Origin of the sequence: Pseudonocardia halophobica (assembly GCF_027922425.1) — a bacterium.
Classification (GTDB): domain Bacteria; phylum Actinomycetota; class Actinomycetes; order Mycobacteriales; family Pseudonocardiaceae; genus Pseudonocardia; species Pseudonocardia halophobica.
On sequence record NZ_BSFQ01000017.1, the window covers coordinates 57,893 to 81,452 of the forward strand.

Sequence of the window (23,560 nt, forward strand, 5' to 3'; positions counted from 1 at the left end):
GGCCGTGTGGCGCGGGTCAGGCCGCAGTCAGTCGCTTCTTCACCTCGGCGAAGCTCGGGTTCGTGGCGGTCGTCTCGTCCGGGAAGAGGACGGTGGGCACCGTCTGGTTGCCGCCGTTGACGCCCTCGACGAAGCGTGCCGCGTCGGGGTTCCGCTCGATGTCGATCTCGCGGTACTCGATGCCCGCCTCGTCGAGCTGGAGCTTGAGGCGGCGGCAGAAGCCGCACCACGTGGTCGAGTACATCGTCAGCTGCGCCATGCAGGCTTCAACAGCGGCGCCGGGCACGCCGTTCCGCACCCGGTTGTGCGGTCGGTCACGTCACGAGGGTGCGCGGGAACCGTCGGTGGGGTTTGTCAGGATGGGGTGGTGACGGCTTCCGTGACGGCTCCGGCCGACTTCGACCGGCTCGACGAGGAACAGCGGGCCGCCGTCACCGCGCCGCGCGGTCCGGTCTGCGTGCTGGCCGGCGCGGGCACCGGGAAGACCCGCACGATCACGCACCGGATCGCCCATCTCGTCGGGCACGGGCACGTGGCGCCCGGGCAGGTCCTGGCCGTCACGTTCACGGCGCGGGCGGCGGGGGAGCTGCGCACCCGCCTCCGGGCGCTCGACGCCGGCGGCGTCCAGGCCCGCACGTTCCACGCGGCCGCCCTGCGGCAGCTGCGCTACTTCTGGCCGCGGGTCGTCGGGGAGCGGCAGTGGCAGCTGCTCGAGGGCAAGCTCCGTTTGATCGGCCAGGCCGCGGCGCGCGCCCGGGCGGGCACCGACTCGGACGCGCTGCGCGACCTCGCCACCGAGATCGAGTGGGCCAAGTCCAGCCTGGTCACCCCGGAGAGCTACCCGGCCGAGGTCGCCCGGCTGCGGCGGGACGTCCCGGGCCCGGTCGAGCAGGTCGCGCAGGTCTACGCGGGGTACGAGGCGCTGAAGAACCAGGCCGAGGCCCTCGACTTCGACGACCTGTTGCTGCACGTCGCGGCCGCGCTCGAGGAGCACCGCGCGGTCGCCGAGGAGTTCCGCGACCGGTACCGGTGCTTCGTGGTCGACGAGTACCAGGACGTCACCCCGCTGCAGCAGCGGGTGCTCGACGCCTGGCTCGGCGAGCGGGACGACCTCACCGTCGTCGGCGACGCCAACCAGACGATCTACACCTTCGCCGGGGCCTCGCCCCGCTACCTGCTGGACTTCCCGCGCCGCTTCCCGGAGGCCACCGTCGTCCGGCTGACCCGGGACTACCGCTCCACCCCGCAGATCGTCTCCTGCGCGAACTCCGTGATCGGCGCCGCGCGCGGCCGCGTCGCCGGGAGCCGGCTGCGGCTCGTCGGGCAGCTGCCGCCCGGACCGGACCCGGACTTCGCCGAGTACGAGGACGAGCCCGCCGAGGCCGCCGCCGTCGCGGCCAAGATCCGCAGGCTGGTCGCCGACGGCACCCCGCCCGCCGAGATCGCGGTGCTGTTCCGGATCAACGCGCAGTCGGAGAGCTACGAGCAGGCGCTCACCGAGGCCGGCGTGCCGTACCAGGTGCGCGGCGGCGAGCGTTTCTTCACCCGCGCCGAGGTGCGCCGGGCGATGATCGCGCTGCGCACCGCTCCGCCGTTGCCCGAGGGGATGGACCTGGTCACCGCGGTGCGCCGGGTGCTCGGGACGGTCGGGCTCACGGACGAGCCGCCCGCCGGCACGGCCATGCGCGCCCAGTGGGAGTCGCTGCTGGCGCTCGTGGGGCTGGCCGAGGAGCTCGCGGCAGTGGAGCCGCAGGCGGACCTGCGCCGCTTCTCCGCCGAGCTCGAGACCCGGGCGGACGCGTCGCACCCGCCGGTGGTCCAGGGCGTCACGTTGGCGTCCCTGCACGCCGCCAAGGGCCTGGAGTGGGACGTCGTGTTCCTCGTCGGGCTGGTCGACGGGACCCTGCCGATCCAGCACGCCGAGGGGGACGAGTCCGCGATCGAGGAGGAGCGCCGCCTGCTCTACGTCGGCGTCACCCGGGCCCGGCGGGTGCTGCGGATGTCGTGGGCCCTCGCGCGCGCCTCGGGCCGCGGCCGGCAGCGCCGCCGCAGCCGATTCCTGTACGGGCTGATCCCCGAGGAGCACCCGGCGTCGCGTGTCGCCCAGGGCGACCGCCGCCGGTCGGGCGGCCCGAAACCGCGCTGCCGGGTGTGCGGGGAGCCACTGATCGGCACCACCGCGCTGAAGCTGCAGCGGTGCGGGGCCTGTCCGTCCGATGTGGACACCGAGCTCCTCGAGCGGCTGCGCGACTGGCGCGGCGAGGTGGCCAAGCGGCAGGGCGTGCCGTCCTACGTGATCTTCACGGACGCGACCCTCACCGCCATCGCCGAGCAGCGCCCGGCCGACGCCGCCGCGCTCGTCGGGATCCCCGGGATCGGGGCCCGCAAGCTCGACCGGTACGGGCCCGACGTCCTCGCACTGGTCACCGACTCGGGCGCCTGACCGGCCACCGCACCGCGAGTTGCGGCATCGGCTACGCCCCGGTGACCCTGTGGCGAACGATCGACGACGCCCGGGTGGATCGGAAACTGCTTCTCGAATCAACGGATTAATTCTGTTGTGCGCGTCGGGGCGCTGCTTCTAGTCTCACATGCACGGACGGAGCAACGCCCCGTCCTTCCGCACGGAACCGCACCGAGCTGCCGGAGAGGAGGCGCCGCCATGGAGATCTACGCGATGACGACCGGGACGACCGGGACCCCGCGTGCGATCGCGCCCGCCGGTGTCTCCACCCGCCTCGGTGTCGCGCCGTCCCTCCGCCGCCCGCGCGGCGGTTGGCCGTTCGCCGCGTTCCGCGTCGTCACCGAGAAGCAGGTGCCGCAGGTCGCGGTCATCGCCGATCACAACTGGACAGGTGTGTCCGTTCCGAACGGGCTGTGCCGACGAAGGTCGTAGCAGCCCAGCCGGCCGTCGAGTTTCGGGGCCGCGGAACCCACACCAGGGATCCGCGGCCCTTTTTCGTGTCCCCACCCGGGACACGGCGTCCACCCATCCACCACCGAAGGAAGAGAACACCCACCACACCAGGAGGTAGTGCGGTGCTAGTCAGATCCACCCCGTGCGACGGCGGGGCGATCAGGCACGAGATCGGCGGCGGCGACACCGCTCCCGACCTCGGCGGTCTGCTCAGCGACACCCCCGAGTCCGGCCTCGACCTGCCCTGTCGGCAGGGCGACGCGGACCTGTGGTTCGCCGAGGCCCCGGCCGAGCTGGAGAAGGCGAAGGCTCTCTGCGAGAGCTGCCCGATCCGGATCGAGTGCCTCGCGGGCGCGCTGTCCCGGGAGGAGCCCTGGGGCGTGTGGGGCGGCGAGATCTTCGAACGAGGAGTCGTCATCCCGCGCAAGCGCCCGAGGGGCCGACCCAGCAAGGCGGACCTCGCCCGTGACCGGGCCTGGGCCGAGGCGCACCAGAAGGCCCAGGAGCGGGCCCGGCAGATGGCCGCCACGGCCGCCCGGCCCTGCGCCTGACCGATCGAGAACCACCCGACCGACAAACCGGCGCCCGATCCCTTCCCCCCGGGACGGCGTCCCTTCAGAGGAGACAATCCGATGACCGATCTCGTGATCCGCACCGACCGGCCGGCCCACGACGTGCGACCGCGCGTCGACGCCCGGGGCACCGCGATGTTGGTGATGAACGAAGCCCTGGCCCGATCGCGACAGCAAAAAGCGGAGGAGGCCGCGCGCGACCACCGGCTCGCGCGTCGGCTCTCCGCGGGCCGGCGCTGGGACCGGTTGGCGGCCTACGCCGCCGGCCGGGCCGCGCGCGCCCGCGCCGCCTCCGGCTGAGTCGCGGGAGGGCACCGCGGTGCACGTCCGCCGGGCCCCGTCCGTCGCACCGGACCGGGCCCGGCGACGGGTGACGCCCCGCCGCCCTCGCTCGCCACGACGGCCGCCGCGCGTCCCACCGCGGTTCCTGACGCCCGCCCCGGGAGCTACCTCCGGGGCGGGCGTCGTCCGTCCGGATCCGCGTCCGCCCCGGCGGCGCGGCGGGTCAGGTGGCCGCGAACAGCTCGGGCTGCCAGCGGCCGACGATCCCCCGCAGCGGCACGTCCGCCTCGAGCTGGCACAGCACCCCGAGCGTGCCGAGGGTGACCCGGTGCACCAGCAGGTACTGCGGCGGCAGGTTCAGCGCACGCCCGGTGTCGAACTCGGGCCGCCGCAGGTCGCCGACGCGCTCGGCCTGCCGCTGCAGCCAGGCCCGGGTGAAGTGGAAGCTCTCGGTGTGCAGGGGCTCGGTGAACGGCGCCAGGTAGGCCAGCGCCTCCTCCGCCGTGAGCTCGGTGCCGGGGCGCACGAAGCCCTCGTCCCGCAGCAGCTGCAGCAGGTCGGCGGGCCGGTTCTCCAGGGCGAACTTCGTCATGACGGTCAGCGGCGGGGGCAGTCCCTCGGGGAGCCGCGCGACCGCCCCGAAGTCGACGACGAGCAGCCGGCCGTCGTCGAGGACCTGGAAGTTGCCGGGGTGCGGATCGGAGTGCAGCAGGTGCAGCCGGTAGGGCGCCGAGTAGTGGAACCCCGCGAGCCGCGCGCCCGCGTGGTCGCGCTCCTCCTGGGTGCCCGCGCGGATCACGTCCGACAGCCGGCGCCCGGTGACCCACTCGCTCACCATCGCCCGCGGCGCCGAAGCGACCACCTTCGGCACCCGGATCTCGGGGTCGCCGTCGTACTCGGCGGCGAAGGCCCGCTGGTTGTCGGCCTCGTCCCGGTAGTCGAGCTCCTCGACCATCCGCTCCTGCAGCTCGGTGATCAGCGGCTTGATGTCCATGCCCGGCGCCAGCGGCTGCAGCAGCCGGCTCATCCGGGACAGCTGGCGCAGGTCGGACCGTAGCGCCTCCTCCGCACCCGGGTACTGGACCTTGACGGCGACCTCACGGCCGTCGCGCCACACGCCGCGGTGCACCTGGCCGATGCTCGCCGCCGCGGCGGGTTCCTCGTCGAAGTCCTGGAACCGCGACCGCCAGTTGCGCCCGAACTGCTCGGCCAGCATCCGGTGCACGTCGGCCGGTGGCATCGGCGGGGCCGCGCTCTGCAGCCTGGTCAACGCCTCGCGGTACGGGCCGGCGAGCTCCTCGGGCACCGCGGCCTCGAAGATGCTCAGCGCCTGCCCGAACTTCATGGCGCCGCCCTTGAGCTCGCCCAGGACCGCGAAGAGCTGCTCGGCGCTCTTGGCCATCATCTGCGCGGAGATCTGGTCACGGTCGCCACCGGCGAGCCGGCGGCCCCATCCTGCGGCGGCGCGTCCGGCGACCCCGAGCGGCAGGCTGGCCAGCTTGGCCGTGCGGGAGGCGGTGCGGCGGGGGATGTCGCTCACCTCATGATTGTCTCCCGCCGCGCCGCCGGCACGCACGTCGCGCCGACCTCCGCGGCGCACGTGGGGGAGGCGTCCGTCACATCTGCCCTTCCGACGGCCGCTGCAGTCGCCCCCACACCCGCCCGACCCGGCGCGATGCGCGGGGCCGGGACGGGTGCAGCCCGCGGGCTCGCGCCGCAGTGGCAGTCGGGGTGCGCCCGCCAGGGCCGCCGGTGCAGGCCGCCGCCGTGCACGTCGAGCTCGAGGGCCGCGCCGAGGGTCGGCGGCGGGCGCTCGCCGTCGAGCGCGAGGAGCGCCTGCGCCGCCCCGAGGGCCGCGGTGGCGGTGACGGCCTCCGGCTCCGCCCCACCGCTGCGCCCGGTCAGTTGGGCAGCGACCACCGGCCACGCCGGATCGAGGTCGCCCCGGCCCAGCTCGACGCACCGCAGGCACGGCGAGCGCCCGACCAGGACCAGCGGCCCCACCACCCCGAGCCCCTCGCGGACCAGCACCGGCAGGTGGTCGGTCCCGGTCACCGTGAGCTCGGTGACGACCTCCGGCTCCGGGACCACTGCGTCGGTGAGCACCACCAGATCGGGGGTGCGGCCGGGCGGCAGGGGATCGGTGGCGGTGCCGGGCCGGACCCGTTTCACCGCCTCGGCGGCCGCGTCGGCACGGGGCCCGCCCACCGACTCCTCCTCGTACCCGCAGCCGACGTCGGCGCTCTCGACGTGCCCCCGGGCCAGCACCTGCACCGCGCCGACGCCGGCCCGCGCGAGCGCCACCGCCACTGCGACGGCCAACGGCCCGTCGCCCCGCACCTGCACCGCGCTCGCCGCCCGGCGCTCGGCCCGCCGCTCGCCCACGGCCGGGTCGACGAGCGCGCTGCGCGCCACGAGCCCGCGCAGCACGGCCTCCGCGAACTCGACCCCGACCCCGCGGGCCGCCGCCTCGGCGACCCAGTCCAGCGCGACCGCCGGAGCACGCAGCCGCTCGAGCAGGGGCAGCAGCGCGGCCGGCAGCCCGTCCACCACGACGTTGCCCCGCGGGGCCAGCCCGACCTGGCGTGCGCGGGCACCGCGGGCGAGCAGGGGCCGGTGCGGGGCCAGGACCAGCCGGCGGGGGAGGGAGGCGAGTGCGCGGATCACGGGACCGAGCATGGTCGGCGGGCCGCGGCCCCGCGAACGGTTGTCCACAGGTGCGCCGACCTGTGGACAACCCGGGCGCCCGAGGTCCTCCGCTCCCGCCCGCCCGTCGCGGGGCCTAGGGTGGGGGAATGGCGAGCCCCGCGGTCGTCGAGGTGAGACGGAGTCAACGGCGGCGTCGGATGGTCAGCGCGCGGCGCGAGGGTGACACGGTGATCGTGTTCATCCCGGGCTGGATGAGCGAGGCCGAGGAACGGCGCTGGGTGGACGAGATGGTCAACCGGCTCGAGAAGAGCGAGGCCAAGCGCCGCTCACCCGGCCGGCACGGCGACGAGGCGCTGCTCGACCGCTGCCTCGAGCTGTCGAAGCGGTACCTGGGCGGCCGGGCCACGCCGGCGTCGGTGCGGTGGGTGCCGCCGATGCGCACCCGCTGGGCCTCGTGCACCCCGCAGGACCGCACGATCCGGATCAGCGAGCGGCTGCGCGAGGCGCCGGGCTGGGTGGTCGACTACGTGCTGGTGCACGAGCTGGCGCACCTGCTCGCCCCGGGGCACGACGACTACTTCTGGTCGCTCGTGCACCACTACCCGCGCACCGAGCGCGCCATCGGCTACCTGGAGGGGCTGTCCGCGGCCGCGGGCCTGGGCCTGGTCGGCACGGACGGCGAGGACCTGCCGGACGCCGAGGACGAGGGCGCCGCGGACCCGGACGAGGCGGCCGCCAGCATCGGCTGACCAGGTCCGGCGATCTCCCACCGGGCACCGGGCCTGGTCGCCTCGTCGACGATCTGCCGCCCCGGACACCCGCCGGGACCCGGCACACCCCGCCCGCCGGCGACCATGATCACCGAACGGGGTACATCCCGGCCATCAGCGTCCGCCAGCTACCGCAAGCGGTGATCATGCTCAACGGCGTGGCGCCCGTCCCGGCCCGCACACCCACCAGAGCGAAGGATCAGGCCTTCGGGCCCGACCCGCCCTCGTCGTCCCCCTTGCCGGACTCGTCCGGGCGGTCGGACGAGTCGGAGGCGTCGGGGGTCTCCGGCTCCTCCGGCTTCTCCTGCTCCGCGGCCTCGGCGGCCTCGGCGGCGAACTGCTTCTCCAGCTCGGCGATCGGGTCGGCCGTGTCGTCGCGGTGCTGCACGAAGCCGGCGGGGTCGTCGAGGCCGTCCGAGTCCGGCAGCAGGTCCGGGTGGGCCCACACCGCGTCGCGCCCCTCGATGCCGCGCTCCTCGCCGAGCAGCTTCCACAGCTCGGCGGCGGCCCGGAGCTTCCGGGGCCGCAGCTCGAGCCCGACGATGCTGGCGAAGGCCTGCTCCGCCGGGCCGCCGGAGGCGCGGCGGCGACGCAGCGTCTCGCGCAGCGCGCCCGCGCCGGGCAGCCGCTCGCCGACGCCCTCGGCCACGACGGTGTCCACCCAGCCCTCGATCAGGGCGAGCAGCGTCTCGAGCCGGGCCAGCGCCGCCTTCTGCTCCGGCGTGGTCTGCGGCTCGAACATGCCGGACTGCATGGCCTCCTGGATCGACGCCGGGTTCGACGGGTCGATCTGGCGGGCCATGTCCTCGATGCGCGAGGTGTCGACGGTGATGCCGCGGGCGTAGTCCTCGACCGCGCCGAGCAGCCGCTCCCGCAGCCACGGCACGTGCGCGAACAGCCGATGGTGCGCCGCCTCGCGGGCGGCCAGGTAGATCATGACCTCGCTCGCGGGGCGGTCGAGGCCCTCGGTGAACTTCTCGATGGCCTCGGGCAGCAGGGCGGCGGTGCGCTCGGGCCCGACCGGGAAGCCGACCTCGGTACCGGTCAGCACCTCGGCGGCGAGCTGGCCGAGGCCGCTGCCGAGCTGGCTGCCGAAGGCGAGCCCGCCCATCTGGCCGATCATCGCGAGCATCGGGCCGGCGGCGCTGCGGATCTCCTCGGGCAGGCCCTCCACCCACGCGCCGGACACCCGCTGGGCGACGGGGTCGCACAGCCGCTTCCAGGTGGGCATGCTCGCCTTCACCCAGTCCGTCGGCGTCCAGGCCACGGTCTCGGTCGCGCCGGCCGGGAACTCCGTCGCCGGGTCGAGCCAGAGCTCCGCCAGCTTGAGCGCGTCGGCCACGGCGGTGCGCTGCGCGTCCGTGAGCGACGAGGTCTTCTGCGCGAGCTGCTGGGTCGCCATCTGCGCGGCCAGGTCGTAGTTGACCGGGCCGCCACCGCCGCCGCCCGCCTGGCTCGCACTGGACAGCATCTGCCCGAGCTGGCTGAGCATCTGGCCGAGTTGGCCGACGTCGAAGCCGCCCGGACCGCCGCCGGGCATGCCGGGCATCCCCGGGATGCCGGGCATCCCCGGGATGCCGGGGAACTGACCGCCGCCGGGGAGGCTGCCGAAGCCGAAGGGGTCCTTGGGGCCCTCGTTGCCGCCCTCGCCACCCTCGTCCCGCTTGCGGTCGCGGTCCGGGTCGCGGTCCGGGTCGCGGTCGGAAGGGCCGAAGCCGAACGGGACGTCACTCATGCCGACCACGGTACGCGGCCCCCGGGGGCTGCGGCGTAGGTTCGCTCTCCGTGAGACGCCGGACGTCGACGCTGGTCGCCGCGGTGCTCCTGGTGATGGTGGTGGTGGGCGTCGGGACCGTCGTCCGCGTGCCCTTCGTCGCCCTGGGGCCCGGGCCGACCTACGACACGCTGGGCGCCGTGGACGGGACGCAGGTCGTCGCCGTCGACGGGGCGCCGACCTTCCCCACCTCGGGGCACCTCAACATGACCACGGTCTCGGTCAACGACGGCGTGACCGGCCTGCAGGCCCTCGGGTTCTGGCTGGCACCGGACCGGCGGCTGGTGCCGCGGGACACGGTGTTCCCGCCCGGGCGGTCGACCCAGGAGGTCGACCGGGAGAACGCGGAGCAGTTCACGGCGTCGGAGACGAACGCCGAGCTCGCCGCGCTGTCCGAGCTGAAGCTGCCGACCCGGGCCACGGTGGCCGACGTCGTGCCCGGCTCGCCTGCCGAGGGCGTGCTGCAGCAGGGCGACACGATCGTCGCGGTGCGCGGGACCCCGGTCGCGACCCCGCAGGCCGTGGCCGACGCGCTGAACGGCACCCGGCCGGGCGAGCCCGTCGTCGTCACCTACCGGCGCGGCGACGCCCAGCAGGACGCCACGATCACGCTCGGCTCCAGCCCGGACCGCGACCAGGGGATGCTCGGCGTGCGGCCGGGTGTCCAGCCCGTCTCCGGGGCCATCACCATCAGCCTCGGGGACATCGGCGGCCCGTCGGCCGGGCTGATGTTCGCGCTCGCCGTCGTCGACAAGCTGACGCCGGGGGAGCTCAACGGCGGCCAGTTCGTCGCGGGCACCGGCACGATCACGGCGGACGGGACGGTCGGACCGATCGGCGGCATCCCGTTCAAGATGCGGGCGGCGCGGGACGCGGGCGCGGTCACCTTCCTCGTGCCGAGCGACAACTGCGCCGAGGCCGTGCAGAACGCGCCCGACGGGCTGCGCCTGGTCCGGGTGACCACGCTCGCCTCCGCGGTCGACGCGCTGGAGACGCTCGACGGCGGCGGGCAGGCCCCGCTGTGCACCCCCTGAAGAATGGCTGAGCTGGGCGGATCCGCACTGTCGGGCGGACGCGGTACGGTCGCCGGCGAGCGGACACGGAACGGACGAACCGTACGAACGGTGCGGGCACACGGGACACACGGGAACTCCACACCCCGTCCGTAGAGTTGACGCACCAGAACCGACCCTCGAGGAGTTGCCGTGGCCATGCGGCCCCCGGCGGGAGCACCGTCGTTGTCCCGCCGTACGCGGATACTGCTGATCGCGGCCGCGGTCCTGGTGGTGGTGCTGCTGGGTGGATCCCGGCTGGTCGACTTCTACGTCGACTGGCTCTGGTACGGCGAGACCGGCTACCGCGGCGTGCTCGGCACCGTGATCGGCACCCGGATCGTCCAGTTCGTGATCGGCGGGCTGCTGCTCGGCGGCGCGGTCTGGCTCACGCTCTGGCTCGCCTACCGGTTCCGCCCCGTCTTCGTGCCGGTCAACGGGCCGGAGGACCCGATCGCCCGGTACCGCACCGTGATCATCGGCCGGCTGCGGCTGTTCGGGATCGGCATTCCGGTGATCGTCGGCATCATCGCCGGCCTGGCCGCGCAGGGCGACTGGCAGACCACGCAGATGTTCCTGAACGGCACGCCGTTCGGGCAGACCGATCCCGAGTTCGGCAACGACATCGGCTTCTACGCCTTCACGCTGCCGTTCATCCGGATGCTGCTGAACTGGCTGTTCGTCACGGTCGCGATCTGCTTCGTGGTGGCGCTGATCGCGCACTACGTCTTCGGCGGGATCCGGCTGGCCGGCCGCTCGGGCCAGGTCTCGGCGGCCGCGCGGGCGCAGCTGGCGATCCTCGCCGGCGTGTTCGTGCTGCTCAAGGCGGTGGCGTACTACCTCGACCGGTACGAGCTGCTCTACTCCGACCGCAACCAGAACTTCTTCGGCGCCACCTACACGGACCTCAACGCCGTGATGCCGGCCAAGATCATCCTGCTGGTCATCTCGATCATCTGTGCCGCGGCGTTCTTCGCGGCGGTGTTCCGGCGGAACCTGCAGCTCCCGGCCATCGCGGTGGTGCTGCTGGTGCTGTCGAGCGTGCTGGTCGGCGCCGCATGGCCCGCGGTGCTGCAGCAGTTCGTCGTCGCGCCCAACGCGAACGAGCGCGAGGCGCCGTCGATCGAGCGCAACATCGCCGCCACCCGGCAGGCCTTCGGGCTCACGGACGACAAGGTCACGATCGAGCCGTACTCGGGAACGTCGTCCGCCACGTCGGCGCAGGTCCGGGCGGACACGGACACGATCCCGAACATCCGCCTGCTCGACCCGGGCAAGCTCACCAAGACCTTCACCCAGCTCCAGCAGCGGCGGAACTTCTACGGCTTCCCCGAGAAGCTGGACATCGACCGCTACACGGTCGACGGGCAGAAGCAGGACTACGTGGTCGCCGCCCGTGAGCTCGACTCGAGCGCGCTCGTCGGCAACCAGCAGGACTGGATCAACCGGCACCTCGTCTACACGCACGGCAACGGCTTCGTCGCCGCGCCGGCGAACCAGGTCAACGCCGCGCTGGAGGACACCGGCGGCCAGGGCGGCCTGCCGAAGTTCACCGTCAGCGACACCACGACCGAGGGGCAGATCCCGGTCGCCGAGCCGCGGATCTACTACGGCGAGCTGATCACGGACTACTCGATCGTCGGCGCCGAGGAGGCTGCCGCGCCGCGCGAGTACGACACCGACAGCGCCCAGTACACGTACACGGGCAAGGGCGGCGTCTCGCTCGGCAACCTGTTCAACCGGCTGGTCTTCTCGCTCTACTACGGCGAGCGGAACATCCTGTTCAACAGCTCGATCAACGACAACTCGAAGATCATGTACGACCGGGACCCGCGGGACCGCGTCGAGAAGGTCGCCCCCTGGCTGACCGTCGACAACGACCCGTACCCGGCGGTCGTCGACGGGCGTATCCAGTGGATCGTCGACGGCTACACCACGCTGCGGAACTACCCGTACGCGGAGCAGGTGCCGCTGGGCGACACCACGCAGGACAGCCAGCTCGGCCTGCAGGGCCAGCGGCTGCCGAACGACACCATCAGCTACCTGCGCAACTCCGTGAAGGCGACCGTCGACGCCTACGACGGCACCGTGACCCTCTACGCCTTCGACGACAAGGACCCGGTCCTGCAGACCTGGATGAAGACGTTCCCGGGCACGGTCAAGCCGGCGTCGGACATCAGCGACCAGCTGCGCGAGCACTTCCGGTACCCGGAGGACCAGTTCAAGGTCCAGCGGGAGCTGCTGACCCGCTACCACGTCGACAACCCGGGCGAGTTCTTCTCCACGGTCTCCTTCTGGGACGTCCCCTCGGACCCGACGGTCCAGGGCAACACGGGCGCGGCGCAGGACGCGCAGCCGCCGTACTACATGCTCACGGGCCTGCCGGGGCAGAGCGGCTCGAGCTTCCAGCTCACCAGCGCCCTCGTGAGCCTGCGGCGCCAGTTCATGGCCTCCTACATGTCGGCGAGCTCGGAACCGGGCACCTACGGCAAGATCACCGTGCTGCAGTTGCCGGCGGACACGCAGACACTCGGCCCGCAGCAGGTCCAGGCGCAGTTCCTCGGCTCGCCGAACGTGTCGTCGGAGCTGAACCTGCTGAGACAGAACCAGACCACGATCGACTACGGGAACCTGCTGACGCTGCCCGTGGCGGGTGGGCTGCTGTACGTCGAACCCGTGTACATCGAGCGGGCGGGGCAGGACTCGTCCTACCCGCAGCTCGCCCGCGTGCTGGTGAGCTTCGGCGGGCGCGTCGGCTACGACGCGAACCTGGCGACGGCGCTGGACCAGGTGTTCGGGGCGGGCGCCGGTGCCGGGGCCGCGGCCACGACACCGAACCAGGGCTCCACGCCACAGGCACCGTCGACGGGGTCGCCGACACCGAACACCGGGGCGAGCCCCGAGCTGGCCTCCGCGGCGGGCGAGATCTCCGCGGCCCTGGCCCAGCTCAAGGCCGCGCAGCAGTCGGGTGACTTCACGGCCCAGGGTGAGGCGCTCTCGGCCCTCGACGCGGCCGTGAAGAAGTTCCAGGCCGCCCAGAGCGCCGCCCCGGCGCCCTCGGCCACCCCGGCCCCGTCGCCGGGCGGCTGAGGCCCGCACAGCGCTGCAGACGGGCGGTCCCGGTCACCGGGGCCGCCCGTCGGCGTTCTCGGAGCCGGCCGAAGGATGTGAGCAGGCTTACCGGAGCCGGTCCGCGGCCCGCTGACCGGCGAGAACGCCTCAGCGTGCGGGAGAACGCGGCGTTGTCGCAGGTCAGAGGGTCGGGGATCGAAACCGACCCCCCCGTGCACATGCCGTTCGCGAGCGTGTAATGTTCTGGGCACAACAGCAAGACAGCAGTGCGAAGCCCGGAAGGGCGGACCACAGCGGCGCGGGGTGGAGCAGCTCGGTAGCTCGCTGGGCTCATAACCCAGAGGTCGCAGGTTCGAATCCTGCCCCCGCTACCACCACGGAAGGCCCTCGGGACATCGTCCCGGGGGCCTTCCGCTCGTGCGCATGGGGGTCAGCGAACGGCCGGGCGCGGTGGCACCGGCTCCCGCCCCCGGCGCAGGCGCCACCAGAGCGAGGGCCGTGGGCGGTCGAGCGGTGGGACGAGGCGGACCTCGGCCCAGTCGTGGTCGGAGAAGTAGGCGGCACGGCGCCGGCGCCACTCGTCGGCGAGCTCGCGCAGGTCGTCGAGGGGGAGGCCGGGTTCCCGGAGCCGGCGCACGGTCGCGGTGAACCAGCGCACCAGCTCGTGGCAGAGCGGCTCCGGCGCCTCGGCGTAGGTGCACTCGAGCTGGAGCACGGAGGCGTCGCACGCGATGCGGTACGCCAGCTCGGCCTGGTCGGCCTCGGGGTGCCGGGGCCGGTCGGCGGCGGTCCTCATGACGGACCCGCCCGGTGCGGGCGCGGGACCAGGGCCTCCACCCGTGGCCGCGCTCCGGAGTTGGCGGCCTGCACGAGGTCGACGACGATCTCGTGGTCCGGCGAGAGGTGGCAGACCGGGTCGGTGCGGGCGGCGTCGCCGGTGAGCTGGAACGCCTGGCAGCGGCAGCCGCCGAAGTCGATCTCGCGGCGGTCGCAGCTCCGGCAGGGCTCCGGCATCCAATCTGTGCCGCGGAACCGCCGGAACACCGGCGAGTCCGTCCAGATCCGCTCCAGGGAGTCCTCGCGGACGTTCGCGCGGGGGAGCGGCAGCGTCTGCGCCGCGGGGCAGGGCAGGGCGTCGCCGTTGGGGGCGACCGTGAGCTGCCGCGCGCCCCAGCCGCCCATGCAGGGCTTGGGATAGCGCTCGTAGTAGTCCGGGAGCACGTAGACGACGTCCATCCGGCCCGCCAGCCGGGTGGCGGCGTCGCGCACGACCTCCTCCGCCCGGTCGAGCTGCTCGGCGGTGGGCAGGAGCGCGGCGCGGTTGCGCAGCGCCCAGCCGTAGTACTGGGTGTTGGCCAGCTCGACGCGGTCGGCGCGCAGCTCCTCGGCCAGCCCGACGATGTCGGCGAGACCGTCGATGTTCTGCCGGTGCAGCACGACGTTGACCGTGAGCGGCCAGCCCAGCTCCTTCACGATCCGCGCCGCGGCGATCTTGCGCGCGAACGACGGCGTCCCGGCGATCCGGTCCGACGCGCCGGGCTCGTCGGCCTGGATGCTGATCTGCACGTGGTCGAGGCCCGCCTCGCGCAGTTCCTCCGCGCGGCGCCGGGAGAATCCGACGGCACTGGTCACGAGGTTCGTGTAGAGGCCGAGCCCGGTCGCGTGCCGGACGAGGTCCACGAGGTCCCGGCGCAGCAGCGGCTCGCCGCCGGAGAGGTGGCACTGCAGCACGCCCAGGTCCCGGGCCTCGTCGAACACCCGGAGCCACTCCGCGGTGCCCAGCTCGTCCCGGTACCCGGCGAGGTCGAGCGGGTTGGAGCAGTACGGGCAGGCCAGCGGGCAGCGGTAGGTCAGCTCGGCCAGCAGCCCGAAGGGCCTATCCATCGTCGTCCTCCACGTCGATCACCACGCAGCGCCGCTCGACGAGGCCGGCGAGGAAGCGCTCCACGTCGGCCTCGGCGACGTGGTCGTAGCGGCCCCGCAGCTCCTCGACGATCCCGGCGACCGTCCGCTCGCCGTCGCACAGGCCGAGGATCGCCGCCCCCGTGTCGTTGAGGACGACCACGGCCTCCGGGCGCAGCAGTACGTGCCGCTCCCGCGCCCGGTCGAAGGTCAGCCGGACGTGCCGGGCGAGCCGCGGCCGCCCGGACGGGGACACCGCGCCGGTCACCACGGAGTCGGGCGAGCTCATCGGCGCCTCACCCCGGGTAGGCCCGGTCGACGGCGTCCATCAGGCTCCAGAGCACGTCGCACTTGAACGACAGCGCGTCGACCGCGCGCTCCTGCTCCTCGGGGGTGCGGCAGTGCGTGGTCACCACCTGCAGGGCGTGCTCGGAGTCCCGGGGCGCCTGGTGCAGCCGGTTCCGGAAGTAGGTCAGGCCGTCCCGCTCGATCCACGGGTAGTACCGCTCGAACGCGGCGAGCCGCTCGGCCATCAGGTCCGGCGCGAAGAGCTCGGTGAGGGACGACGCCACCGCCTCCACCCACGGCCGGGTGCGGGCGAAGGTCACGTAGGCGTCGACGGCGAACCGGACCCCGGGGGCCAGGTGCCGGTGGTCGAGGACCTCCTCGCGGGTCAGCCCCGCGGCCTCGGCCAGGCGCAGCCAGGCCTCGATGCCGCCCTCGGTGCCGGCCGTGCCGTCGTGGTCGACAATGCGCCGGATCCACCGCCGGCGGACCTCGAGATCCGGGCAGTTGGCGAGGATCGCGGCGTCCTTGCGGGGGATGTTCTCCTGGTAGTAGAAGCGGTTCGCCACCCAGCCCCGGATCTGCGCGGGGCTCAGCAGGCCGGCGTTCATCCGCACGTGGAAGGGGTGCTGGTCGTGGTAGCGCCGCGACCGCGCCCGCAGCGCGTCCACGAAGCCTGCGGTCGTCCCGGTCCTGTCGGTCGTGGCCGTCATGGCACCCCCTAGACCTCCACCTCGAGGCCGTCCGTGGCGATCTCCGCCCCGTGCCGCTCGACGGCCCGGCGTTCCGGGGAGTCGTCCAGCAGCACGGGGTTGGTGTTGTTCAGGTGGACGTAGATCGTCCGTGCGACGGGCAGTTCCGCGACCTGCGCGAGGCTGCCGCCGGGACCGTCCATCGGGACGTGCCCCATGTCGCGCGCGGTCTTCGACGCGAGGCCAAGCCGGACCATCTCGTCGTCGCTCCAGCACGTGCCGTCGAGGAGCAGGCAGGCGCAGTCCTGCAGCTGCGCGAGCACGCCGGCGCCGAGCTCCTGCACCCCGGGCAGGTACACCGCGGCCCGGCCGGTGCGGGTGTCGGTCAGCCGGTACCCGACGACGCGTCCCTCGGCCCTCCCGGGACCGAAACGCGCCGCCTTCCTCGTGGGGACGTCGAAGGCGCGGTAGGAGAGCCCGTCGCCGAGGGCGACGTCGGCGCCCGGGACGACCGGGTGCCAGTCGACCGCGCAGTAGCGCTCGAGGGTCCTGAGCAGCGCGGACCCCTCGCACAGCGTCTCGCGCACCGCGGGCGTGGCGTGCAGCTCCAGCGCGCGCGCCTCGCGCAGGAGCAGGAGGCCGAGCGTGTGGTCGAGCTCGGCGTCCGTGAGCAGCACGGCCCGCAGCGGCGTCGCCCGGCCCGCGTCCGGGTGCAGGGCGGGGAACGCCTCGATCTGCGTCCGGACGTCCGGCGAGGCGTTGAGCAGGTACCAGGAACGCCGGTCCGCGCTCACCGCGACCGACGACTGCGAACGGGGCACGCACGGCCGCGAGCCGTCGCGCACCGCCCGGCACCCCGGGCAGCCGCAGTTCCACTGCGGGAAACCCCCGCCGGCGGCGGACCCGAGCACCCGCAGCCACATCCGGCACCTCCACGAAGCGGAGAGGTGCGCCGGGTCGACCCGGCGCACCTCTCGATCCCGTCAGGCCTCCCTCCGGGCGACGTACATCGTCACCTCGGGGGCGACGCCGATCTCGTCGAACTCCGGTGGCTCCCACTCGGTGAGCTGGGACTCCATGGATTCACCTCCCCTCTGCGCCCGATGTGCGGCACAGGAACGGCACGTGACCTACCGGCTCGGGGCCCCCTCCGGCAGGGCGAAGGCGATCAGCGCGCTGCCGTGACCGGCGCCGAGCATGCCGGGCAGGAACCCCTCGGCCCAGCCGCCCCAGCCGACCGGCACGACGACGTACTGCCGGCCGTCGACCGAGTAGGTGGTCGGGCTGCTGTGGTGGCCGCTGCCGCACTGGAACTGCCAGAGCAGCTCACCGGTGCGGGCGTCGAGCGCGTTGAACTCGCCCGAGGGCGTGCCGGCGAACACCAGACCACCGGCGGTGGCCAGCACCGACGCGCACATCGGCAGGTTGTTGCGCCAGCGCCACTTCTCCTCGCCGTTGGCGTCGAACGCGCTGACGTAGCCCGTCATGTCCTCGATGTCGACCTGAACGCCCGCGCCCCAGTAGGGGATGCTCTCCTTGAACTCGCGGCGCCGTCGGGTGGCCGTGGCGCCGACGTCCTGGATCGGGACGTAGAACAGCTCGGTCTCCGGGCTGTAGGCCGCGTGCGTCCACTCCTTCGCGCCGGCCGGACCGGGGTAGAAGTGGACCGGGTCGCCCTCCTTGTCGGGGTACCGCGCCGGGGTCACCTTGCCGTCGCGGGTGATGTTGCCCCAGTCGATCCGGTCGACGAACGGCGTGATCTGGACCAGCTGGCCGTTCGTCCGGTCGACGACGAAGAAGTAGCCGTTCTTGTCGAAGTGTCCGAGCAGCTTGCGCCCCTCCGACTCGAACAGGATGCACTCGGAGATGCTGTCGTAGTCCCAGACGTCGTGCGGGGTGCACTGGTAGTGCCAGCGGATCTGCCCGCTGTCCGCGTCGACGGCGACGATGCTGTCGGTGAAGAGGTTGTCGCCCTCCCGGACCTCGCCGTCGAAGTCCGGTGCCGGGTTGCCCGTGCCGATGTACAGCAGGTTCGTCTCGGGGTCGAAGGTGCCGGTCAGCCAGCAGTTCGCCCCGCCCCGGGCCCAGGCCTGGCCGTCGGCCGGCCAGGTCTCGGAACCGGGCTCACCCGGCTTCGGGACCATGTAGCAGCGCCACAGGTGCTCGCCGCTGTCGAGGTCGAAGGAGTCCAGGTGGCCGCGCACGCCGAACTCGCCGCCGGAGCTGCCGACGATGACCATGTTCTTCACGATCAGCGGAGCGACCGTCGCGCTCTCGCCGGCGCGGACGTCGCCGTAGGTCTTGTCCCAGACCTTCTTGCCGGTGACGGCGTCGAGCGCGATCACGTGGGCGTTCGGGGTGACCGAGAAGACCTTCCCCTTCGCCACGGCGACCCCGCGGTTCACGTTCCCGCAGCACAGCGAGATGTCGAACGGGGTGGCGTGCTTGTACCGCCAGATCTCGGTGCCCGTCTTCGCGTCGAGGGCCCACACCCAGCCGTCCCAGCCGGAGACGAACATGATCCCGTCGACGACGATCGGCGTGGCCTCGAAGGCGTACGTCGACGCGCCGGCGATCATGCCGCTCGTCCCGGACTGGAAGATCCAGGCGGGACCGATGCCCTTGACGTTCTCGGTGTTGATCTGGTCCAGCGGGCTGAACCGCTGGCCGTTGTAGGCGCCGTAGTAGGTGAGCCAGTTCTGGGGCTCGGAACGGGCGTCGAGGATACGCTCGTAGGTCACGTTCTCGACGACCGGCGGTGCGTCGCCGTGCTTGCCGCTCAGATCGCCCTGGTCGATGGCCTCGCCGGCGTCGACGTACTCGACGGTCATGGTCTGCTCCTTCCTACGGCCGCGGCTGTTCGGGTCGGTCGAGGCGCGCCTCGGGCGGGACGTCGCCGAGGACGACGATGGCGCCGGTCAACCCACGGCCCTCGTCGTTGCCGGTGGGCGAGCTGAACCAGTAGTAGCCGGGGCCGTCGAGATTGAGCTTCGCCCGGCCGCGGGAATGGTTCACCAACCAGATGAACTTCCGGTCGCCATTGCTGGGGAACAGCGCACAGTGCGTGTTCAGGTCGTCGTTGAAGATCTCGATCTCGAGGTCGCCGCCGTGCGGCATGACGATGACGGCGGGGTCCCATGCGATCTCGTCCGGGTTGATCCGGAGGCGGATGTGCATGGTGCCGTCTTCGCGCTCCTTGGCCTGTTCGACGTTGCCGGTCGTGATGACACGTCCGATGGGGCCCTTGTTCTGCTGGTCCAGTCCCAGCTTGTGCAGCAGGTCCGCCCGATCCTGGGCGCTACTGGTCGTCATCGGCTCCGCCTCCTGGTCCGCGCCTGTCGCGTGTCGTCCGCCTCGCGCGCCCGGCCGCCCGCCGGTCCCGGTTCGGGTGTCGCGCTCCGCTCGTCCGGGGCGCGACGACGAGCCGGGGTACCGGGCATCGGTCGCTGTCGGTCGTCTCGAATGCCGTCCGGAAATGTGCACGGCGATCGCCGGGAACGGCGTTCGCCGTACGCGATCGAACCCCGCCCCGAATTCGTTCGCCGGAGGAGGAAAACGTTACGCGCGTCACAGGAGCAGCGGCAAGGTCACGTACTGGTTCACGGTGCCGGGCGCCGTTCGTTCGGTCCGGGCTACCGTTCCCCCGCGATCCGGTGCCGCCGGAAGATCGCCGGCCGGGCTCAGATCCCGAGCGCGCGCCGCACCCCGGGGGCGTTGCGCCGCGACACGGGCACCCGGTCGCCCGCCTTGCTGTCGAGGACGAGCGACAGCTCTCCCTTGTCCCCGCGCTCGACCTCCCGGACGCGATCGAGGTTCACCACGTACCGACGGTGCACCCGCAGGAACCCGGCGTCGGCCAGGTCGTCGTCGAGCCGGTCGAGGCCGGCGGAGGCGGCGCGCAGGCGCCCCTCGTCCGTCGAGAGCCACACGTCGTTGCCGTCGGCCTCGGCGAGGTGGACCTCCGACGGCCGCAGCAGCACGAGGCGGTTCTCGCGGAGGGCGACGATCCGCCGCCGCGCCCCCTGGGGCACCCGCGGCCGGGCCGGCGCCTCGAGCTCGCCGACCTGATCCCCCTCGACGACCCCGAAGGAGAGCAGGCTCCCCACCATGCGACCGGAGACGAAGACCGGGCGGACGCCGACCGGCGTCGGCTCGTCCGCGAGGTGGGTGAAGACCTGGGTCGCCCCCACCCAGTCCGGGTTGTGCGCCGCCTGCCGGTCGGCGTAGCGCGCGATGCCGATCAGGTCCGGCAGCCCCGGGTTCCAGCGCACCGTGGGGTCGATCGCGGGGGTGAGGGCCGGCACGCCCATGAGCACGCTCGCCGTCTCGTCGGCGATCACCACCTTGCCGGCCGTGTCCATCGCGGCGAGCGCGATTCCGGGGCGGGCCCGGGCCTGCGTGAAGGCCGCGACCAGCGCCGTCCCGCTGTCCCGGGCCCGGCTGCGCAGCGTGCGCCGGGTCGTGGCGACCGCCTGCGAGAGCCACGCGCCCGTCGCGTCGGGCAGGGCGGTGCGCCAGCAGGAGATGTTGAGGACCGCGATCGGGGCCCGGGTCACGACGTCGCGCACCGCGATCCCGGCGCAGACCCAGTTGTGGAAGGCCTGGCACCAGTGCTCGGCGCCGCGGACCAGGACCGGGCCGTGGCCCTCCAGCGCCGTGCCCATGCCGTTCGTGCCCGCCGCACACTCCGACCAGCAGTACCAGGGCGCCAGGTTGGAGTCCGACGCCCGGCCCAACGTGGTGTGGTTCCCCCACGCGGCGAGGATCCGCCCGGTGGCGTCGGCGACGGTGACGATGCCGCTGAGGTTGTCGACGTCCTGGGCCACGGAGGCCGCCAGCCCGCCCAGCTCGGTGAACACGACGTCGTGCTCGAGGGTGTGGTCGATCTGCTCGACGGCGACCGGTGCGGCGCGCAGGAGCGGGTCGACGCGGTACTGCTCCCGGCAACGGTGCCAGGAGACGACGACCTCGGGGCGGACGCCGGGGACGCTGTCCTCGCCGTCGACGAACCGCTCCCACGCCGCGAGCACGGTGTCCCGGTAGGGGGTCGCCGCCGTGGGACCGAGCCGGTGTACGTCGTTCATGTGGAGACCACTCGTCGTTGAGCGCAGCCAGGGAGGTCCCACTGTAGGCACCGGCACGCCCGTGCGTCAGCCGACGAAAGGGCCCCCAGGACGAAGTCCTGGGGGCCCTTTCGGGTCAACGGCCGGGGCGGGCGCCCCGGCGGGTCGGGATCAGACCAGGTCGTACCGGTCCGCGTTCGCGACCTTCACCCACGCCGCGACGAAGTCCTTCACGAACTTCTCCGTCGCGTCGTCGCTCGCGTACACCTCGGCGAGGGCCCGCAGCTCGGAGTTCGAGCCGAAGACCAGGTCGACGCGGGTGCCGGTCCACCGGACCTCGCCGGTGGCGCGGTCGTGGGCCTCGAACAGGTCGTCGTCGCCGGCCACCGATCTCCACTCGATGTCCATGTCGAGCAGGTTCGTGAAGAAGTCGTTGGTCAGCGTGCCCGGCCGGTCGGTGAACACGCCGGCCTTCGAGCCGCCGGTGTTCGCGCCCAGCACCCGCAGGCCGCCGACCAGCACGGTCAGCTCCGGTGCGCTCAGCCCGAGCAGGTTCGCCCGGTCGACGAGCAGGTACTCGCCGGGCAGGCGGTGGCCCTTGCCGCGGAAGTTGCGGAAGCCGTCCGCGGTGGGCTCGAGGTACGCGAAGGAGCCGACGTCCGTCTGCTCCTGGGTCGCGTCGGTCCGGCCCGGGGTGAACGGCACCGCGACCGGGGTGCCGGCGTCCTTCGCGGCCTTCTCGATCGCGGCCGCGCCGGCCAGCACGACCAGGTCGGCGAAGGAGACCTCCTTGCCGAACGACGCCTGGACGCCCTCCAGCGCCCGGACGACCTGGGCGAGCTCGTCCGGGTCGTTGACCTCCCAGCCGCGCTGCGGCTCGAGGCGGATGCGCCCGCCGTTCGCGCCGCCGCGCTTGTCGCTGCTGCGGAACGACGAGGCCGCGGCCCAGGAGGCCGAGACCAGCTGGGAGACCGAGAGCCCCGTCTCGAGGATCTTCTCCTTGAGGGCGGTGACGTCCTCGTCGGACAGCGTGTAGTCGCCGCGGGCCGGGACCGGGTCCTGCCAGAGCAGCTCCTCCTGCGGCACGAGCGGGCCGAGGTAGCGCTGGATCGGGCCCATGTCGCGGTGGGTGAGCTTGTACCAGGCGCGGGCGAACGCGTCGGCGAACTCGTCCGGGTTCTCGTGGAAGCGCCGCGAGATCGGCTCGTAGATCGGGTCGAACCGCAGGGCCAGGTCCGTGGTCAGCATCGTGACCGGCCGGTTGAGCTCCCCGGTCTCCGGGTCGGGGATCCTGTCGTCCCCGGAGCCGTCCTTCGCCACCCACTGCCAGGCGCCGGCGGGGCTCTTGGTCAGCTCGTACTCGTAGCCGAAGAGGTTGTCGAAGAAGCCGTTGCTCCACTGCGTCGGGGTGGAGGTCCAGGTGACCTCGAGGCCCGAGGTGATGGTGTCGCGGCCCTTGCCCGTGCCGAAACCCTGCTTCCAGCCGAGGCCCTGCTGCTCGATCGGGGCGCCCTCGGGCTCGGGACCGACGTTGTCGTCGACGTCCGGGTTCGCCGCGCCGTGGGTTTTGCCGAAGGTGTGCCCGCCGGCGATGAGGGCGACGGTCTCCTCGTCGTTCATCGCCATCCGGCCGAAGGTCTCGCGGATGTCGCGGGCCGCGGCGACCGGGTCCGGGTCGGCGTTGGGGCCCTCCGGGTTGACGTAGATCAGGCCCATCTGGACCGCGCCGAGCGGTTTCTCCAGCTCGCGGTCACCCGTGTAGCGCTCGTCGCCGAGCCAGGTGCGCTCCGGGCCCCAGTAGACGTCCTCGTCCGGCTCCCAGACGTCCGCGCGGCCGCCGGCGAAGCCGAAGGTCTTCAGGCCCATGGTCTCCAGGGCGCGGTTGCCGGTGAAGATCATGAGGTCGGCCCAGGAGACCTTCCTGCCCCACTTCTTCTTGACCGGCCACAGCAGGCGCCGGGCCTTGTCCAGGTTGCCGTTGTCCGGCCAGCTGTTGAGCGGCGCGAAGCGCTGCATGCCCGCGCCCGCCCCGCCGCGGCCGTCGTCCACGCGGTAGGTGCCCGCGCTGTGCCACGCCATGCGGATCATGAACGGGCCGTAGTTCCCGAAGTCCGCCGGCCACCAGTCCTTGGAGTCGGTGAGGACCGCGTCGACGTCGCGGGCCAGCTCGTCCAGGTCGACGGTCAGGAACTCCGCGGCGTAGTCGAAGTCCGGGCCCATCGGGTTCGCGACGGCCGGGTGCTTGCGGAGGATCTTCAGGTTGAGCTGGTCGGGCCACCAGTCGGTGTTGCTCGCACCCTCGGTCGGGTGCCCGAGACGGCCGGCGTGCACGGGGCAGCCGCCCGCCCCTTCCGTCTGCATCTGCTTCTCGACCGTGGTGTGGTCCTCGGACGACGACACTGCGATCCTCCTGCGTTCGGCTCGGTGGTGGGCGGGTGATCGGCGGACCGCGTGGTGGTGGTCCGCCGACCCGTGGACACGCGCGGAGTCTGGCCCACGTTCTGGAATGCCTCAAGAACGTGTCGCAGTC

At 73.0% G+C, this 23,560-nt stretch carries 21 protein-coding genes and 1 tRNA gene; 8 read left to right on the forward strand and 14 right to left on the reverse strand.

All coding sequences use genetic code 11. The features are described 5' to 3' along the window. Positions 1 to 16: 16 nt before the first annotated feature. Entirely contained in the window at positions 17 to 259 is a 243-nt protein-coding gene (locus tag PKE99_RS20015) for a mycoredoxin (protein WP_037042784.1), read from the reverse strand. A 105-nt stretch (positions 260 to 364) separates the two neighbouring features. Here PKE99_RS20015 and PKE99_RS20020 point away from each other — a divergent pair, with 105 nt between their 5' ends. The 4 genes from PKE99_RS20020 (at position 365) to PKE99_RS20035 (ending at position 3,789) form a co-directional block, all read left to right on the forward strand. Continuing rightward, positions 365 to 2,443 carry an ATP-dependent DNA helicase UvrD2 gene (locus PKE99_RS20020; protein WP_037042780.1) on the forward strand — a complete coding sequence of 693 codons (2,079 nt, stop codon included), beginning with the start codon at positions 365 to 367 and terminating at the stop codon, positions 2,441 to 2,443. Between the two features lie 219 nt (positions 2,444 to 2,662). Next, positions 2,663 to 2,896, forward strand: a complete 234-nt coding sequence (locus PKE99_RS20025; RefSeq protein ID WP_037042778.1) for a hypothetical protein — start codon at positions 2,663 to 2,665, stop codon at positions 2,894 to 2,896. Positions 2,897 to 3,075: 179 nt separating this feature from the next. Then, positions 3,076 to 3,468, forward strand: coding sequence for a WhiB family transcriptional regulator (locus tag PKE99_RS20030; RefSeq protein WP_425566440.1), 393 nt, complete (start codon positions 3,076 to 3,078; stop codon positions 3,466 to 3,468). 81 nt (positions 3,469 to 3,549) lie between these two features. Continuing rightward, a complete protein-coding gene (locus tag PKE99_RS20035; protein WP_037042776.1) occupies positions 3,550 to 3,789 on the forward strand; it encodes a hypothetical protein in 240 nt (79 codons plus the stop codon). Positions 3,790 to 3,994: 205 nt separating this feature from the next. Here PKE99_RS20035 and PKE99_RS20040 read toward each other — a convergent pair whose 3' ends face one another. Together PKE99_RS20040 and PKE99_RS20045 are read right to left on the reverse strand one after the other, a co-directional pair. Continuing rightward, a complete protein-coding gene (locus PKE99_RS20040; protein WP_037042774.1) occupies positions 3,995 to 5,311 on the reverse strand; it encodes an ABC1 kinase family protein in 1,317 nt (438 codons plus the stop codon). Then, entirely contained in the window at positions 5,308 to 6,438 is a 1,131-nt protein-coding gene (locus PKE99_RS20045; protein ID WP_197040523.1) for a ThiF family adenylyltransferase, read from the reverse strand. The genes PKE99_RS20040 and PKE99_RS20045 overlap by 4 nt, the downstream gene beginning before the upstream one ends. A 128-nt stretch (positions 6,439 to 6,566) precedes the next feature. Here PKE99_RS20045 and PKE99_RS20050 point away from each other — a divergent pair, with 128 nt between their 5' ends. Further along, positions 6,567 to 7,169 (forward strand): M48 metallopeptidase family protein, encoded by a 603-nt coding sequence (locus tag PKE99_RS20050; RefSeq protein WP_051737041.1) that lies wholly within the window; start codon positions 6,567 to 6,569, stop codon positions 7,167 to 7,169. Positions 7,170 to 7,389: 220 nt separating this feature from the next. Here the strand turns inward: PKE99_RS20050 and PKE99_RS20055 are convergent, their stop codons facing one another. Then, positions 7,390 to 8,925 (reverse strand): zinc-dependent metalloprotease, encoded by a 1,536-nt coding sequence (locus PKE99_RS20055; RefSeq protein WP_037042772.1) that lies wholly within the window; start codon positions 8,923 to 8,925, stop codon positions 7,390 to 7,392. Positions 8,926 to 8,975: 50 nt separating this feature from the next. On the opposite strand from PKE99_RS20055, the gene PKE99_RS20060 reads away from it, so the two are divergent. From PKE99_RS20060 to PKE99_RS20070, 3 genes are all read left to right on the forward strand, one after another. Next, positions 8,976 to 9,998 carry a YlbL family protein gene (locus PKE99_RS20060; protein ID WP_197040522.1) on the forward strand — a complete coding sequence of 341 codons (1,023 nt, stop codon included), beginning with the start codon at positions 8,976 to 8,978 and terminating at the stop codon, positions 9,996 to 9,998. 177 nt (positions 9,999 to 10,175) lie between these two features. After that, positions 10,176 to 13,106, forward strand: a complete 2,931-nt coding sequence (locus PKE99_RS20065; protein WP_197040540.1) for a UPF0182 family protein — start codon at positions 10,176 to 10,178, stop codon at positions 13,104 to 13,106. 279 nt (positions 13,107 to 13,385) lie between these two features. Beyond that, a tRNA-Met gene (locus tag PKE99_RS20070) sits at positions 13,386 to 13,462 on the forward strand. Positions 13,463 to 13,518: 56 nt separating this feature from the next. On the opposite strand, the gene PKE99_RS20075 is transcribed toward PKE99_RS20070, so the two are convergent. From PKE99_RS20075 to katG, 10 genes are all read right to left on the reverse strand, one after another. Then, positions 13,519 to 13,884 (reverse strand): hypothetical protein, encoded by a 366-nt coding sequence (locus tag PKE99_RS20075; protein ID WP_051737040.1) that lies wholly within the window; start codon positions 13,882 to 13,884, stop codon positions 13,519 to 13,521. Next, positions 13,881 to 14,972 (reverse strand): pyrroloquinoline quinone biosynthesis protein PqqE, encoded by a 1,092-nt coding sequence (pqqE, locus tag PKE99_RS20080; protein ID WP_037042767.1) that lies wholly within the window; start codon positions 14,970 to 14,972, stop codon positions 13,881 to 13,883. The genes PKE99_RS20075 and pqqE overlap by 4 nt, the downstream gene beginning before the upstream one ends. Beyond that, the gene (pqqD, locus tag PKE99_RS20085; protein ID WP_037042765.1) at positions 14,965 to 15,279 is read right to left on the reverse strand and encodes a pyrroloquinoline quinone biosynthesis peptide chaperone PqqD; all 315 of its coding nucleotides are present in this window, start codon (positions 15,277 to 15,279) and stop codon (positions 14,965 to 14,967) included. Before pqqD ends, pqqE begins: the two co-directional genes overlap by 8 nt. 7 nt (positions 15,280 to 15,286) lie before the next feature. Continuing rightward, a complete protein-coding gene (gene pqqC / locus PKE99_RS20090; protein WP_037042763.1) occupies positions 15,287 to 15,988 on the reverse strand; it encodes a pyrroloquinoline-quinone synthase PqqC in 702 nt (233 codons plus the stop codon). An 8-nt stretch (positions 15,989 to 15,996) separates the two neighbouring features. After that, on the reverse strand, positions 15,997 to 16,890 hold the full coding sequence (gene pqqB / locus PKE99_RS20095; RefSeq protein ID WP_037042762.1) for a pyrroloquinoline quinone biosynthesis protein PqqB: 894 nt from the start codon (positions 16,888 to 16,890) through the stop codon (positions 15,997 to 15,999). 60 nt (positions 16,891 to 16,950) lie between these two features. Further along, a complete protein-coding gene (gene pqqA / locus PKE99_RS20100) occupies positions 16,951 to 17,046 on the reverse strand; it encodes a pyrroloquinoline quinone precursor peptide PqqA (protein ID WP_037042760.1) in 96 nt (31 codons plus the stop codon). Between the two features lie 51 nt (positions 17,047 to 17,097). Continuing rightward, a complete protein-coding gene (locus PKE99_RS20105) occupies positions 17,098 to 18,798 on the reverse strand; it encodes a PQQ-dependent dehydrogenase, methanol/ethanol family (protein ID WP_037042758.1) in 1,701 nt (566 codons plus the stop codon). A 13-nt stretch (positions 18,799 to 18,811) separates the two neighbouring features. Beyond that, positions 18,812 to 19,279: an MSMEG_3727 family PQQ-associated protein gene (locus PKE99_RS20110; protein WP_037042756.1), complete on the reverse strand. Its 468-nt coding sequence runs from the start codon at positions 19,277 to 19,279 to the stop codon at positions 18,812 to 18,814. A gap of 368 nt (positions 19,280 to 19,647) precedes the next feature. After that, positions 19,648 to 21,051 (reverse strand): DNA-binding protein, encoded by a 1,404-nt coding sequence (locus PKE99_RS20115; RefSeq protein WP_037042754.1) that lies wholly within the window; start codon positions 21,049 to 21,051, stop codon positions 19,648 to 19,650. A 150-nt stretch (positions 21,052 to 21,201) separates the two neighbouring features. Then, positions 21,202 to 23,391 carry a catalase/peroxidase HPI gene (katG, locus tag PKE99_RS20120; RefSeq protein WP_037043090.1) on the reverse strand — a complete coding sequence of 730 codons (2,190 nt, stop codon included), beginning with the start codon at positions 23,389 to 23,391 and terminating at the stop codon, positions 21,202 to 21,204. Positions 23,392 to 23,560 lie beyond the last annotated feature (169 nt).